General features: G+C 49.3%; 16 protein-coding genes and 1 pseudogene. 13 read left to right on the top strand and 4 right to left on the bottom strand.

The window, feature by feature from the left end; translation table 11 throughout:
• Position 1 precedes the first annotated feature (1 nt).
• Genes QJR74_RS10605 through QJR74_RS10615 form a run of 3 tightly spaced genes read right to left on the bottom strand, consistent with a single transcriptional unit; the run spans position 2 to position 3,679 of the window.
• Positions 2 to 1,111 carry an HrpJ domain-containing protein gene (locus QJR74_RS10605; protein ID WP_304371836.1) on the bottom strand — a complete coding sequence of 370 codons (1,110 nt, stop codon included), beginning with the start codon at positions 1,109 to 1,111 and terminating at the stop codon, positions 2 to 4.
• Positions 1,112 to 1,124: 13 nt separating this feature from the next.
• Positions 1,125 to 2,894 carry a type III secretion system outer membrane ring subunit SctC gene (sctC, locus tag QJR74_RS10610; RefSeq protein WP_441007610.1) on the bottom strand — a complete coding sequence of 590 codons (1,770 nt, stop codon included), beginning with the start codon at positions 2,892 to 2,894 and terminating at the stop codon, positions 1,125 to 1,127.
• A complete protein-coding gene (locus QJR74_RS10615; RefSeq protein ID WP_304371837.1) occupies positions 2,894 to 3,679 on the bottom strand; it encodes a helix-turn-helix domain-containing protein in 786 nt (261 codons plus the stop codon). The genes sctC and QJR74_RS10615 overlap by 1 nt, the downstream gene beginning before the upstream one ends.
• Positions 3,680 to 4,147: 468 nt before the next feature.
• On the opposite strand from QJR74_RS10615, the gene QJR74_RS10620 reads away from it, so the two are divergent.
• The 6 genes from QJR74_RS10620 to QJR74_RS10645 are packed head-to-tail and all read left to right on the top strand — an operon-like array spanning position 4,148 to position 7,994.
• Positions 4,148 to 5,419 (top strand): PrgH/EprH family type III secretion apparatus protein, encoded by a 1,272-nt coding sequence (locus QJR74_RS10620; RefSeq protein WP_304371838.1) that lies wholly within the window; start codon positions 4,148 to 4,150, stop codon positions 5,417 to 5,419.
• Entirely contained in the window at positions 5,420 to 5,674 is a 255-nt protein-coding gene (gene sctF, locus QJR74_RS10625) for a type III secretion system needle filament subunit SctF (protein WP_304371839.1), read from the top strand. It begins immediately after the preceding gene.
• Between the two features lie 47 nt (positions 5,675 to 5,721).
• On the top strand, positions 5,722 to 6,039 hold the full coding sequence (gene sctI / locus QJR74_RS10630; RefSeq protein WP_304371840.1) for a type III secretion system inner rod subunit SctI: 318 nt from the start codon (positions 5,722 to 5,724) through the stop codon (positions 6,037 to 6,039).
• A 2-nt stretch (positions 6,040 to 6,041) separates the two neighbouring features.
• The gene (gene sctJ, locus QJR74_RS10635) at positions 6,042 to 6,812 is read left to right on the top strand and encodes a type III secretion system inner membrane ring lipoprotein SctJ (RefSeq protein ID WP_304374021.1); all 771 of its coding nucleotides are present in this window, start codon (positions 6,042 to 6,044) and stop codon (positions 6,810 to 6,812) included.
• Between the two features lie 2 nt (positions 6,813 to 6,814).
• Positions 6,815 to 7,375, top strand: coding sequence for a type III secretion protein (locus QJR74_RS10640; RefSeq protein ID WP_304371841.1), 561 nt, complete (start codon positions 6,815 to 6,817; stop codon positions 7,373 to 7,375).
• Positions 7,344 to 7,994, top strand: coding sequence for a type III secretion protein (locus QJR74_RS10645; protein ID WP_304371842.1), 651 nt, complete (start codon positions 7,344 to 7,346; stop codon positions 7,992 to 7,994). Before QJR74_RS10640 ends, QJR74_RS10645 begins: the two co-directional genes overlap by 32 nt.
• 317 nt (positions 7,995 to 8,311) lie before the next feature.
• On the opposite strand, the gene QJR74_RS10650 is transcribed toward QJR74_RS10645, so the two are convergent.
• The gene (locus QJR74_RS10650; protein ID WP_441007611.1) at positions 8,312 to 8,440 is read right to left on the bottom strand and encodes a helix-turn-helix domain-containing protein; all 129 of its coding nucleotides are present in this window, start codon (positions 8,438 to 8,440) and stop codon (positions 8,312 to 8,314) included.
• 141 nt (positions 8,441 to 8,581) lie between these two features.
• Here QJR74_RS10650 and QJR74_RS10655 point away from each other — a divergent pair, with 141 nt between their 5' ends.
• The 7 genes and pseudogenes from QJR74_RS10655 to QJR74_RS10685 all read left to right on the top strand — a co-directional run bounded on the left by QJR74_RS10655 (position 8,582) and on the right by QJR74_RS10685 (position 13,684).
• Positions 8,582 to 9,487, top strand: coding sequence for a LysR family transcriptional regulator (locus QJR74_RS10655; protein WP_304371843.1), 906 nt, complete (start codon positions 8,582 to 8,584; stop codon positions 9,485 to 9,487).
• An 83-nt stretch (positions 9,488 to 9,570) separates the two neighbouring features.
• A pseudogene (locus tag QJR74_RS15245) lies at positions 9,571 to 9,657 on the top strand (DMT family transporter); the annotation flags it as partial.
• A 391-nt stretch (positions 9,658 to 10,048) separates the two neighbouring features.
• Positions 10,049 to 10,564 carry a hypothetical protein gene (locus tag QJR74_RS10665; protein ID WP_304371844.1) on the top strand — a complete coding sequence of 172 codons (516 nt, stop codon included), beginning with the start codon at positions 10,049 to 10,051 and terminating at the stop codon, positions 10,562 to 10,564.
• Positions 10,565 to 10,786: 222 nt separating this feature from the next.
• A complete protein-coding gene (locus QJR74_RS10670) occupies positions 10,787 to 11,305 on the top strand; it encodes an SRPBCC domain-containing protein (protein WP_304374022.1) in 519 nt (172 codons plus the stop codon).
• Positions 11,306 to 11,409: 104 nt separating this feature from the next.
• On the top strand, positions 11,410 to 11,934 hold the full coding sequence (locus QJR74_RS10675) for an SRPBCC domain-containing protein (protein ID WP_304374023.1): 525 nt from the start codon (positions 11,410 to 11,412) through the stop codon (positions 11,932 to 11,934).
• 47 nt (positions 11,935 to 11,981) lie between these two features.
• Entirely contained in the window at positions 11,982 to 12,692 is a 711-nt protein-coding gene (locus QJR74_RS10680) for a type 1 glutamine amidotransferase domain-containing protein (RefSeq protein ID WP_304371845.1), read from the top strand.
• Positions 12,689 to 13,684, top strand: coding sequence for a zinc-binding dehydrogenase (locus QJR74_RS10685; RefSeq protein ID WP_304371846.1), 996 nt, complete (start codon positions 12,689 to 12,691; stop codon positions 13,682 to 13,684). Before QJR74_RS10680 ends, QJR74_RS10685 begins: the two co-directional genes overlap by 4 nt.
• Positions 13,685 to 13,692: the final 8 nt, after the last annotated feature.

A 13,692-nucleotide genomic window follows, 5' to 3' on the forward strand; every position in this document is an offset into this window, starting at 1 on the left:
ACTAAATTTTTACGTTATAGAATTGATGCTTATCTTTTTTATATAGTGAAAATAATAGAGAAGAAATTTCTCCAAGAACTGTTTCCTGGTCATTCGAATCCGTAAAAAGAAAAGTCGGTGTGATCATATAGATGTTATAAATTGATTGAATAACAGTAATCTGCTGGGTAATTAGTAATGATGCCATGCTATGTTGAACATAATGCTGTAATGATTTTGGAAAATTTCCCACATCATTCAATCCGGTTAAATATAATTTAATAATATTTTCTTCCTCTTGTCCCTTACTGCCGTGATTAAGCGACTGATAAAAAGGAAAGGTACTAAATTCGTCAAGTAAACTTTGGTCAAGCGTATGCAATAGCCGCGCATCACAGAGTTTTGCACTGAGAGGACCGAATTCTATATAATGTATGCCCGGTTCATAGGCTTTAATATCAGTGACCAATGCTGACAGCGTAAAAGCCAAAAGACGTTTACGTTGATGACAGCCGTAATTCTCTATCCAATGTTGATAAATAAATCCTGCTGGCACCGCTAGCTCTAAAAAAAGCAAATAACCGTCGCGCAATGCGTTCGCAGAGAGGGGCCTCTCCTCATCTCCCTCCGTAAAACGTTTAGCGAGCCGAGCAACATTAATCCCCGACTGAATTTTTTTACAGTCACCAAACTTTTCCACGTCAGCTAACGCTTTTTCTAACTTTTTCTTCTGTAATATTGATAAGTGATAATTACTGACTATTGCTCTGAGTGCTAGTAGCAAATCACTCTCATTGGGAAATAGTGAACGAGCAAAAGCGAGAAAGTCAGTGGAATGACTGAGTTTTGCCACCTGCCGAACAAGTAGATCTAGCTTCTCGTTAACCTGTTCCTCAAGTATCCATGATGTTACGTCGTACTCACTACTATCATTCTTTCGTCCTGCTTTACTGAACCGTCCAAAGGTACTGAGAATGTCAGCCATTTCTTCTGCCGCATTATTTATTGCTTCTTGCAGATTAACCACCGGAAGTTTCTCAGGATCGTGATCAACAGAAGGAGGAATAAGTCTGTCACCCTTGGGTAAAATGAGAGACGTTAATTCATTTTCATGAGTTGAACGAATAGCCAAAATTATCTCCCACTCATTGTGCGTTCATCATGGCGCGCAGCATGGCAACCGTAGACTGTAGCCTAAGAGAGTGCTCTGAAGAGCGTCCGAGTACTGGATTCGTATCTATAGTGCCTTGCCAAGTTTCACCTTGTAATAAAAGCCGGGGTTGGATAAGAAATAAACGTACCTTTTTTTCGTGGCTGGTATATCGATAGTTAAATAGCCGACCAAGATAAGGAATATCGCGTAACAGTGGAATACCAATGTCATGGTGTTCGTCGTGATTACGACTGTAGCCCCCCACCAGCAAACTATAATTAATTGGCACGCGCGCCGCTGTACTAATCTGTGTATTGCTGACGACAGGCAAACTATCAACTGTCGCTGAGGTACCGTTAGCGATGAGTGGTAAACCACCATCCTGAATATTTAAAATCATCTCAATTTCATTTTGCTGTTCTGCTAAGCGAGGCAACACGCTAATCATCGTACCGTAGGTAATTTTTTCTAACGACGAGTTTCGTTCTCCTACTAACTTGGCATAAAAGCTACTGTTATTATCGAAGAGTGCCGGGACATTTTCTTGGGTTAAAATCTCTGGGCGTGAAATAACTTGAGCATTCCCCTTGCGGGCTAAGGCTGATATATCTGCCAAAAAATGTAAACTACCTTCCGGAGTGAGAGAACTGGTATTAATGGTAATGCCGCTCTTCCCTAACTGTGCTGCCCCCTGCCAACGAATCCCTAATTCATTAATATCGTCCTTCGAGATATCGATAATCCATAACGAGAGCTGAATTTGCTGTTTGGGAATATCGATAGCGCTGACCAAATCTTCAACAAAACTTACCTGCCGGGCCGATCCCTTAACGAGTAGACTGTTAGTGTCGGGGTAGCCGACAATAGTAATCGTTTGCTCAGTAAGGGGAGAAACATCATTCGAATGTTTGATGGCTGTGGCTACGCTGGGGTCAGATAACGCAATACTATTCCGTCGCGTTGTCGCTATTCCCTCTCCATAGTGACTCCCCTCATTAACGCTTACCGTTGCCCCCGTGGCGAAAGCGCTTGAACTTCCCTGAATATGACTCGCATTCAATAGCTGATTGAGGACAGTCGCCACACCCGGCAGCGTGGTAGGAACATCACGTTGAGTATAAGTGCGGTCATTAACAAAGGTATTTTTCAGTTTTATCACGCGGATAGATGTTTCACCGCTCCCAGGACGCGCATAACGACTATCCATATATTTTGCGGCGGTTGTGATGAGCTCGACATAAACCGGAGGGCCTGACACATAGAACGAGCCTGAATCGCCATCGGAGCGCAATGGGAAACGGGTATCGTAAAGTCCAGAAGACTGCAGATAAGCTACTAAGCGTTCGAAAGGAGCAACCGCTAAACGAATGACTCGGCTATGTATCTCGCTCGCATCATAGACATAGATTGAACTCCCGTCATCGTACCAAATGAGCCCCGTTGTCGTTGCTAGTTGCGTGAGTAACGCCTGAGGTTTATTCAGATTAAAGTTACCGGAAATCCGTTTTTTCGCCGCCTCAGGACTAACGACGAGAGGTCTATGAAGAACCCCTCCCACAACATACAACAGCTGTTGGATACTATTATTATTCGCAACATAGATATTCTCTGCAGGAAGTGAGGACATCTTATTTGTCGCACTCTCCTTCAGAGGCCCTGTTGTAGGTAACAACGCCGCGCGCGTCATTGTGGAGAAAAGTGCACAGGTAACAATCAGAGAGAGTCGCTGGTAACCACATTGATTATTTTTGAGTAAAGTCATTAAAAGTGCTTCCCAATTTTTCTAAATTCTCTTGGGGTAATCCCAAAATGAGATTTAATTTCGCTAGAGAAATGGGATGACGAAGCATAACCATTGTTACCCGCAATTGTTGAGATTGAATCGTCTTGCTCAATGAGGTGTAAAACGCTACGAGCTGCCCGCCAAAGGCGCAATTGTTTTTTGGGGCTTCGAGTAAATGCACGGTAGCAGAGTTTGCGAAAATAGGACTCCGATACTCCATAACGCTTACTCGCACAGTTTATTTTATGTAGCGTGTTTTCATCTTCATTATTCATCATCTGAGATAATAAAAAATAAGAGACCCAATAATCTTCTCTGTTCCTGATAAAATGAAATACTCTTTCAAATTGTGAATCTCGAGGATTCAATATTGCAGACATCATTGCCCCCCTGAAGGTTTTATTTTCGTCAGTAATGATGGTGAGGCTTCTTTTTCTAAACACCAGACTCTTTTTTTCTTCCGCTGGGTCCTGCCACGTCTCCCCGTGGCGATGTTTAGCGTGAAAATCAAGGAAAGAGAGCAATGTAGTAACGGTAGATATCGATAACATTTCGACTAACCACTCTCCTCTCAATCGAATACTCACTCGCTCCTCAGTGATGAGCAGTAATGATTGTTGAAGATCTTTCTTCTTCTCGACGTAATCATCCCGACACCACGCATGAGAAAAAGACCACCTAGCCGCTGTATTCGTCGGCCTGGCAAACAAAACCCCCTGACTTATAGTAATGGTTTCGTCACTTATTACAGTTAGTCCTACCATTCATTTATCTCTACATTCATGGGTGTGAGCTTAAATAGTCTAAAACTATTCAAATGATAACTTTCAGAGTGGGAAAATAATAAAATTTATTTTTTATCTATTTAATTATATTACTGCTAATTTTTAGGAAAATAACACACCATAATTAAATATCAATCAAATACCTGTTCCCCTTCCTATTTTTAATGATTTTTATAATAGAGATCAAAAAATAAGACAATTAGAAAATAATTCATTGTAATTAGTATTAGTCACAATTAAATTACGACATCTAACCGTGAGCGTTACAATAAAGTGAAGAATATAGAGTAAAAGGTAATGAATATTCCATGATTTAACTAGTATCGGTAAAGTGGTGAGATAAAGCTTATGCTTTAGGTATGAATTATAAACAAGGGATATTTATGGTCATTTTGGTAAATAAATACTTTAGGATAGATAAAAACATATATTCATGGTTTTCATACAATGAAAGGTAATGAATCGGTTCCGCCGATGCACTTACATTCAGTTGATGATGCACCGCAAAAATTCTATACGCTTAAAATATTATTTGGTCCGTTATTTGGTTGTGAGCTACATCTTCCCGCAGATGACTATTTTTTAATTATTAGCGCAAGGATGGCCAATGATAATTCCTTCCATTCGATAGAATCGGCGCAGAATCACGCTGCTAGCTTTACCAAAAATACACTGTATATCCCTTGTGATCTTCCCTCGCCTAATCTATTGCTTCACCTATCATCCCCGATCAACGGCAGTAGTACTGAAAAGAGTTATCTTATTGATGTACAAGATGAATTGAATAGCTTCGAGGCCACATTGAAAGAAAATGAGATATTTATTCATGGCCCTATTCGTTTAGCGATTAAATCGAGTGAAGAGCATTGGTTGGATAATATCACCCATTTTATGCTTACACGCTCATCGGAAACGGAAGAACCTCAACAGAGTAAACGCTATTTTTCGCCCGTCAAAAAAAAGGCAGTATTGATTCTTTGTCTAATCGTAGTATTACTTTTGCTCCTCATCGCCATAGGGCGCTATTCAGCAATAAATAATGAAAGTACCCATCTTTCCGAACTAAAGCACGCTTTAGTAAGAGCCCCTACACCACTCAATATTTTACCGGGACGCACTGAGCCTCTAGTTTATATCCTCGCAAAACATTACCAGACAATGCAATGGCTAGAAGAAGCACTAATAAAATTGAACCTTAATTCCAGCATAGTCCCCATTTGGCTGCCTCAGCAAAGCAAAGACGTGACATCGCAGTTAATTAATGCCGGTTATCCTGTATTACAGGTGGATTATGCGCGTCCAGAGGCTCCGGTTATTTCTCTATGGCAAACCTTAACGCCACAACAAGCCGAAAAATTTTCAGCGTTGGCCTTAACCTTCATTCCCTTTGCGCGGGAAATTACTACGGCAGTCAAAACAAAAAATCAGCTACTTCAGGACGCCCAGCAAGGACTCGAACGACTACAGATTGCCTACCGCCAGATTACAACCTCCTCAGGTTACGCTTTCGTCATCCGCGATACGCTTGATGATACGACCTTCGTTGCACTAAGGGATTTCATTACGGAGTTTTATCACCACTGGGGAGACCGTATTATCACGTTCTCCATCAACCTCAACGAAAACGGGTTGGTGGATAAATCATACGTTGACGCCACTAACGGCTACCTTTTTTTAACCCCTCGTCATTGGTACTTCCCACTCAATAAGGAGATTTAAATGCCTACTATTACTACTTTCAATAATGGCTACTTTCTCGATGGCGTTTCTGGAGCCTTCGAAAATAATGCGACTAAACTGATGGTGGATTTACAGTCAGCACAGGAAAAAATGGCGGCAAGTCCAGATGATCCTTCAGCGCTTGCCGCTTATCAAGCCAAACTTCAAGAGTATACGCTCTTCCGTAATGCTCAAACCTCTACCGTCAAAGCCTATAAAGATATTAGCGCGGCTATTATTCAGAACTTTAGATAATCCCTAAGGGTGCGGTTTGACCGTACCTTTTTACCATCGGAGAAACTATGCCTTACCCAATTACCAGACTATCACCTCTTATACACCCTTTACATGATGACGACGCGCAAGGGAGTAGCTCACAAAGGGTTAATGATAAAAATTTTTATAATCAAGTTGTTAGTAGTTTTACTGAAATAAGTGAAACGCACGGTGACTTGCAACAGCTTATTACGCAGCTGAGTCAGTCGCCACACTTTACTAGCGATCCACAAAAACTATTATTACTGCAAAATTATATTGGCGAATATTCTAATTATATCTCCTTGGTAAGTTCGCTGGTTCGTAAAGGCGTTAGCACCATTGAAACATTAGAAAAATCTTAATGATGGTGAAGAAACTTTGCCGCTACTTTCCTATCGTTATCATGATCTTATTACTCAGCGGCTGTGATAACGAAACTATTTTATTTAACCTTACACAAGGTCAAGCTAATCAGGTATTAGCGATCTTGCAACAACATAATATTGCGGCAAGTAAGACCGGAACGCTTAAAGCAGGCTATACCGTTAATGTTAGTCGTACTGAGAGTACTGCGGCACTATCCATTGTTAACCAATACCAATTACCCTGGTCTGCTGAAGTCCAAATCGCGCAAGCCTTCCCAGAGAGTGCGCTAGTATCGTCACCGCATGCGGAGCAAGCACGGGTATTATCATTGCAAGAGCAGCGTATTGAGCAGTCTCTACGGCTGATCAGCCAAGTCGTTAATGCGCGAGTTCATGTGAGTTATCCCTCGTTCAGTCAGGATTTCAATAAAAAAACGACGCCAGGGCATGTGGGAGTTATGTTGATGATTAAGGGAGAAGTCAATGAAGGTTTATTTATCACTCAAATTAAGACGTTAATAAAAAATAGCTTTAACGATATTCGTTATGAAAATATTTCGGTCGTACTCTTCCCTGCACCTGTCATTCAGCATCGTTCGTCGAGCTCCTATCAAACCGAGTTCCCCATACTCTGGGTAATGGTTGGTGCTACGTTGATCGTGATGATCATCGCTGCAGCCAGCTATGGAATCTATCGCGTCCGGTATCGCCGGTTATCGAGCGATACACAGCATGCCCCTATAACGAGTCCCGGGGTCGATAAGCAATGAAGATGGCGGATTACGATTTGATTAGCCTGCTTTACGATCCGGCAAGTTATACTCACGCTAGCCATTTACCGGAAATGTTTCGCCACGCTGAGAATAGAGATAAAAGAGTCGCTAATTTCTGGTTACTCAAACAGGGTAAACTTGAGAATTTGCCTGAGGGCTGGTTCCCCAACGATCCACTATTATCTTTTCTACTCGCTCATTGGTATCGGTATTACGATGCCGCATACTTATTGGGCAGTTTTCTATGCCGTGAGCAGCTGCTGAGACAATGTGAGACGTTAGTGGCGAACCCACGGCTATTAGCTTTTATCTCATTACCGCTATGCTATCAAGTCACACCTTATTACGCGCAGCTTAATAAAGATCCTAGAGCATGGGGGGCCAGCTTTATTCTCGCACACTTCACCGATTTACCGACTGCACTCCAACAGCGCATACGATTAATTTTGCCTGCAAAGATCTCCTTACCGCGCTTGCAGGTCCCGAGAAATCTCGATAATACTAATTTATTAAGGATAGCTTTTAGTTATGCGCACCATCAAGAGCGATCAATTACCTGATGATGTTAAGCATCTCAATATCGTTAAAGCCAAAGAGCGAACGCGCTACCTTAAGTTGGCGAAAGCGTTAGAGCGTACCATGGTGCGCTGTTGCGAGATCCGCACCGCAGCAGAGAGTGAAACGAGACAAATGCGCGATGAGTATGAACGACAAGGATTCGAAACTGGATTTCAGCTATTTTTTTCGCAGATAGTGAGCTTGCTTTCTGATTACCACCATCATCATCAGCATCAGCAACAACAGTTTCGTGAACAGGTGAATCACTCAATCAGAGAAACGTTGCAGGATGCGACCATTGTCCAACTGATTATTGATCAATTGCAGAAAAAATGTGGTGTACAACCGCCGTTAAACGTTGTGATACCTGCTACGGTAAAACTGCCGAATGAATCCCCCTTTACCACCTACCTTTACACTGATGATAACCACATTAGCGTGCAAAACAGTGAGGGGATCTTACGTTTTCCGAGCGAAGCCTTATGCCGTCAATGGTTAATACAGGCAGAGTCGGCGATAGCGCCCCTTGATGCAGAGGTAAACCGCCTTGCTCCCGAAGCCATCCATACAATTATCGAGCAACTGAAGAGGTTGAGCCAAACTCTCAGCGCCACGGCTTAATCTGTCCCCCAGGAAGGGGAATCTTAGCGGCCCCCTTACGATGGGGTGCAATCTATTTCTCTGGACTACGGTATAGGCGGGCTAATAACTGGACTTCAGAAATAAAAAATATCTACAGTCAAGTCTTTGATTCGGCCATGCAGCGGGATAAAAGGTCTTTCAGGGCAATAGGTTAAGCCGGATTCAGGCTATTGCATGCTCTTACCGCTTTTGAGCTAGGTGCTGCATAGGCGCTTCGCGGTTGAAAACCCAAGAGTGACGGAGCGGGTCACGCGGGTGCTGTGGCTGGTTCGGATGAAAAGCGATGTAAGCAGTTCTTACTCTAGCTTCTTGATTGTCCGTGATAGTGGCGACTGCTCCATGTGCAGTTTTTCTACTGCGCGGGCAAAGTGGAGTTTTCCGTATACGGTCCAGAAGCAGCGGTAATGGTAAAGTTCCCTATGCACAAAACCTTTGTGCTTATCTGGTATGGCATGTGGCGCTCCTAACCACCATGCGGCTAGCGAGATCCCTAATGGGACTTTCCTTCGATCTTTGCCGGAATTAAGATATAGATCAAATCAGTTTTCTTGTACATGGTGATAAGAATGAAAGATATCAGAAGCATGGATCTTAACCTGCTCAAGGCACTGGACGCCTTGCTAGACGAGCGCAACGTGACGCGTGCAGCGGCGCGACTGGGGCTGACTCAGCCCGCCATGAGTGGGATGCTGACGCGGTTGCGCGAGAGCTTTGGCGACCCGCTGTTCGCGCGAGCGCAGCGGGGCATCGTGCCGACACAACGCGCGCTGGACCTGAGTATGCCGATCAAGCAGGTGCTAGGTGAGATTGACGCGCTGCTCCAGCCGCCACTGTTCGACCCGAACACTGCGTGTCTGACTTTCACCATCGCCGCGACGGACTACGCACTGCGCGCCATCGCCGTGCCGTTCCTGTCGGCGCTCAAGCCACAGGCACCGCATATCCGGGTGTCACTGGTACCCCTCGAAAACGGGCAAGTGCAAACCCAGCTCGAACGCGGCCAGATCGATGTGGCCCTGCTGACGCCAGAGATCACCCCGCCGGATCTACATGCCCGCGAATTATTTAAGGAACACTACGTCTGCGTGCTGCGCAAGGGCCATCCAGCCGCGACGGGGCGCAAGCTGACCGTCAAGCAGTTCTGCGCGCTCGATCATGCGCTGGTGTCTTACGAGGGTGGCGGATTCCAGGGTGTCACTGACGAGGCGCTGGAACGGCTCGGCAAGCGACGAGACGTCACCCTGTCGGTCAAGTGCTTCCTGATCCTGCCGGACATCCTGCGCGCCAGCGACATGGTGGCCGTCCTGCCGAGCCGCTTGGTCGCCGGCATGGAGGGTCTGGCCGTCTCCGAACCGCCCGTCGACATCCAGGGATTCACCAAGACCGCAGCCTGGCACGAACGTACCCATTACGACCCGGCGCAGCGCTGGCTGCGCGAGCTGTTGTTCGCCTCCTGCGCTGACCGCAAGTAACCAGCCACGGCAGCTACTCATACTTCCAGTACGGCGGCGCGCCGAACCCAGCGGCGAAGAAGTCGATGACGGTTCGCACGTCCAGCGGCACGGTCGCAATCATCCTGGGTCAGCTCACCATGTCCATCCTGATCGACAACTTCGGCTGGCTGGGCAACAGCGCCGTGCCTGGCGATTGCGTTGTGGCTCATCTACACAGGAAATAAGGAAAGTGCGGCAACAAGCCGTGAGGACGCCCAGGGAAAAGCGCCAGCCCATGTGGTCCGAGCGCCTGAAATAACGCCTGGTAATGGCTGCAATAGAAACGACGAATTGGACTGATTTCTTGAATCTCCCCATAATATCGCGCGATAAGCACACTTGCGCGTTGCGTCAATCTAATGCAGTGCTGGGAGAAGTTTTGTCGATGGTCATCGTTTTTGGAAATGCAGTCCGTCGCCAGCATTCTGGTATGGCCGAAGCGGTTGGGTCATACAGCGGGCCCGAGAAGTAAATGGGGTCTTCGTCAATGGTTCTGATCATCGCAGTTACAGCATTGACGGCACCGCCTGTGCTGACGCGATGCGCTTTTCGAGGGATAATCTCCCCATTTCCAACCGCCCCGGCGAATATGCCAATGCGCAGAAATACTTCGGGTTGAACGACAGCCATGAAGGGCTGAAAGCCAGCCATGAAGGGCTGAAAGCCAGCTTGTGGCTAGTACCAACCACCGACCCTCAGACACCAGGAGCACCGATCGCGATTACCAGCCATTCGAGCGCGAAAACGTTTCTTGCGAAAGTCATATCCATCGCAAGGAAGAGGCTGTCAAGCGTCGCCGCTAGCATTGACGGAAAGGACATTCCTACAACTAGCAAGTTGGTAGCTCAAGAGGAATACACCCAACTCAAGGATGCGATTGCAAGAGCCGATGCCGCTCTGGCTTCGACAACAAGTTCCCCGGTGCTGCTCGACTATCAAATCTACCTCCTTTATCTGGCGCTCAATGGCAGTAAGAACGACATAGGCGCCCGCTTCGGCGGATTCAACTACTTGGGCTTTGAGAACGAGGTCAGGGCCGGAACCATGACGCCGTAGTATCGGATTTGGGGCGTCTTGCGAACGGCAATGCGCTGCTACAGCGCGACTGCTAGGCGAAAGCCCGGATATTTGAGCACAGCGATTCGCTCAAGATATATTTATTTGTGATGACTAAAATAAAAATACTGGATTGGACTTATTTTATCTAAGCCGACATCATTTCAGTTATCCCATCGAATCCGAGGAAGCACTTCTATGACGAGGAACCACCCTATGAAAATGAACGCCATCCTGTGGCCTGAAGGCTATGTGCCGGGCTTCACCGAGAACTTCGCCTCTAACGAGGTTATCGTCGCTGGCTTGAGCGCAGCCGACCTATGGCCGTTGCTGGCTGATGCCACTAAATGGCCAACTTACTATACCAACTCGGCCAACGTCCGCTTCTACGACGGCAAAGGTCCTGTACTGGCCGACGGCGACCGTTTCTATTTCGAGACTTTCGGCTTCCCAGTCGAAGCTCAGTGCAACGAGTTCGTGGCTCCCACCGCGGACCAGCCAGGCCGCGTGGCCTGGCACGGCTGGGCTGGCGAGGAAGGTAGTGCCGACCGCCTGGACGTTCATCACGCCTGGCTAGTCGAAGACTTGGACGGCGACCGCGTGCGCATCCTCACGCAGGAAACCCAGAAGGGTCAACCGGCAGAGGAACTGCACAACACCAGGCCCAACCCGATGATCAACGGCCATCAGGACTGGCTTGATGGTCTGGTCACCGCCGCACGTAAGGCCAAGCAGGGTTAAGCATCATGATGTCGATGAAATTGTTACGCGTGCTGGCTTTCGGCCTTGCCGCTCTGCTGGTCGCCGGTTCGGCCTCGGCTGGCAGCGCGCTATCACAGCAGCCGATGCAGCAAAGCGCGATTATATGGCCGACCGGCTACCTACCGGGCACGACCGATAACTTTGTCACCAACGAGGTTATCGTCTCTGGGTTGAGTGCCGCCGATGTCTGGCCGCTGCTGGCCGATGCCACCAGATGGCCGACTTACTACGCGAACTCGGCGGATGTGCGCTTCTACGGCGGCAAGGGGCCGGTACTGGCCAACGGCGACCGCTTTTTCTTCAAGACTTTCGGTTTCCCGGTCGAGGCACAGGTCACCGAATACGTCCCGCCAACCGCGGGTAAACCTGGCCGCGTGGCCTGGCACGGCTGGGCTGGCGAGGAAGGTAGTGCCGACCGCCTGGACGTGATCCACGCCTGGCTGGTCGAGAATCTGCCGGGTGGCCGCGTACGTATCCTCACCCAGGAAAGCCAGAAAGGCGAACCGGCGAAGAAGCTGGCCGCCAGCAAGCCGAACGTCATGATCAATGGTCATCAGGACTGGCTGGCCGGTCTGGTCGAAGCAGCGCGCAAAGCCAAGCAGCATTGATGACTGGCACCCGCGCCATACAACGCATCTGAAAGGAGAAAAAATTCATGATTGGTACTGGCATCAAGATTCTTCTGATCCTGACTTCCCAAGCCACGATGGGCGATGACCCACGCCCGACCGGCGTGTGGTTCGAGGAACTGTCCACGCCGTATTACGCCTTCGTCGATGCCGGTGCCGAGGTGGACATCGCCTCGATCGCTGGCGGCAAGATCCCGGTCGATCCGCACTCCATCGAGGCCGAAGGCAAGAACCCGCCGAGCGTTGAACGCTTCCTTAAAGACAAGGCGGCGATGGCCAAACTCGAAGGTTCCCAGAAGATCGACAACGTATCCACCGAAGGTTACTCGGCGGTATTCCTGCCCGGCGGCCACGGCACGATGTGGGACCTGCCCAAGAGCGCCAGGCTGGCAAACCTGCTGTCTACTTCTTGGGCCAACGGCAAAGTGGTTGCCGCAGTCTGCCACGGCCCGGCTGGGCTCGTGAACGTCAAAGACACCAACGGCCAGCCGCTGGTTGCCGGTCGCCGCGTCAGCGCCTTCACCAACAGCGAGGAAGAAAAAGCGGGCCTGACCCAGACCGTGCCCTTCCTGCTTGAAACTCGCATCCGCGAGCTGGGCGCCAAATACGAGCGCGGCGACGACTTCCAATCCTTTGCCGTGCGTGACGGCAACCTCGTCACCGGCCAGAATCCCATGTCGTCCGGGGAAGTTGCGCGCCTAGTGCTGCAAGCCGTTGCTGAGGATTCCAAACAATGAGCCTGGCTGGTGATGTGGAGTCGCCCTCAAGCTATCGGGCCTGGCAATGGCACGATGGCAGCGAACCCCGCATGCTGGCGCTGGATCAGCTTGACATGCCGCCGCTGGCGGCTGGCGACGTGCTGGTGCGCAACGCCATAATCGGCCTGAACCCGGTAGACTGGAAGGTGCTAGGTAAGCTGCCGTGGGAGCCGGGCCATGTGCCCGGCGTTGATGGTGCGGGCACCGTGGTTGCCCTGGGCGCTGGCGTAGCTGGCGACTGGGTGGGACAGCGCGTGGCCTACCACCAGGATTTACAACGGCACGGCAGCTTTGCCGAATACACGCCGCTGGCCGCGCGGGCGCTGCTGCGCCTACCCGATGCCGTCGATTTTGAGACAGCGGCCAGCTTCCCCTGCCCGGCGCTAACTGCCTGGCTGGCACTGGAGAAGGTGCCGGTACGGGCGGGACAGGCGCTGTTGGTCAGCGGCGCCGGCGGTGCGGTCGGACATTATCTGGTGCAACTGGCGGTCGCGCGCGGTTTCTCCGTAACCACGATGAGCCATCCCCGCCATTGGGAACGCCTACTGGCGTTGGGTGCAGACGACTGCCTGTCCGGCCCGCAGGCGCCAGGTGCCACCTGGCCAGAAGACGGCAAGCGCTTCTTTGGTGTCGTCGATACCGTAAACGGTACCCATGCCCGCGGGCTAGCGACTGCGCTGCGGGCCAATGGCCATCTGGTGGCCATTCAAGACCGCGTGCCGGATTGGCCGCTGCCGCCTTTCGGTAAAGCAATATCCCTGCATGAAGTGGCGCTGGGTGCTTTACATCAGCATGGCGACGACGCTGACTGGGCACAACTGACAGCCGCTGGCGAACGCCTGCTGCAAGAATTTGCCAATGGGCGCCTGCGCCCGGAAGCCACGGTGGTGCGCGATTTCGCCGCGCTGCCCGATTTGCTGGAGGCGCTGCGCCAGCGCCAGTTTTCCGGCAAACCCTTGATCCGTATTTGACAGAAAAG

The sequence above is a fragment of the Tatumella ptyseos genome (assembly GCF_030552895.1).
GTDB lineage: Bacteria > Pseudomonadota > Gammaproteobacteria > Enterobacterales > Enterobacteriaceae > Rosenbergiella > Rosenbergiella ptyseos_A.

Coding starts and splice junctions, on each gene's coding strand:
- sctC (WP_441007610.1), bottom strand. CDS start 2,894: ATGACTTTACTCAAAAATAATCAATGTGGTTACCAGCGACTCTCTCTG.
- QJR74_RS10615 (WP_304371837.1), bottom strand. CDS start 3,679: ATGGTAGGACTAACTGTAATAAGTGACGAAACCATTACTATAAGTCAG.
- QJR74_RS10620 (WP_304371838.1), top strand. CDS start 4,148: ATGAAAGGTAATGAATCGGTTCCGCCGATGCACTTACATTCAGTTGAT.
- sctF (WP_304371839.1), top strand. CDS start 5,420: ATGCCTACTATTACTACTTTCAATAATGGCTACTTTCTCGATGGCGTT.
- sctI (WP_304371840.1), top strand. CDS start 5,722: ATGCCTTACCCAATTACCAGACTATCACCTCTTATACACCCTTTACAT.
- sctJ (WP_304374021.1), top strand. CDS start 6,042: ATGGTGAAGAAACTTTGCCGCTACTTTCCTATCGTTATCATGATCTTA.
- QJR74_RS10640 (WP_304371841.1), top strand. CDS start 6,815: ATGGCGGATTACGATTTGATTAGCCTGCTTTACGATCCGGCAAGTTAT.
- QJR74_RS10645 (WP_304371842.1), top strand. CDS start 7,344: ATGCGCACCATCAAGAGCGATCAATTACCTGATGATGTTAAGCATCTC.
- QJR74_RS10655 (WP_304371843.1), top strand. CDS start 8,582: ATGAAAGATATCAGAAGCATGGATCTTAACCTGCTCAAGGCACTGGAC.
- QJR74_RS10665 (WP_304371844.1), top strand. CDS start 10,049: ATGCGCTTTTCGAGGGATAATCTCCCCATTTCCAACCGCCCCGGCGAA.
- QJR74_RS10670 (WP_304374022.1), top strand. CDS start 10,787: ATGAACGCCATCCTGTGGCCTGAAGGCTATGTGCCGGGCTTCACCGAG.
- QJR74_RS10675 (WP_304374023.1), top strand. CDS start 11,410: ATGCAGCAAAGCGCGATTATATGGCCGACCGGCTACCTACCGGGCACG.
- QJR74_RS10680 (WP_304371845.1), top strand. CDS start 11,982: ATGATTGGTACTGGCATCAAGATTCTTCTGATCCTGACTTCCCAAGCC.
- QJR74_RS10685 (WP_304371846.1), top strand. CDS start 12,689: ATGAGCCTGGCTGGTGATGTGGAGTCGCCCTCAAGCTATCGGGCCTGG.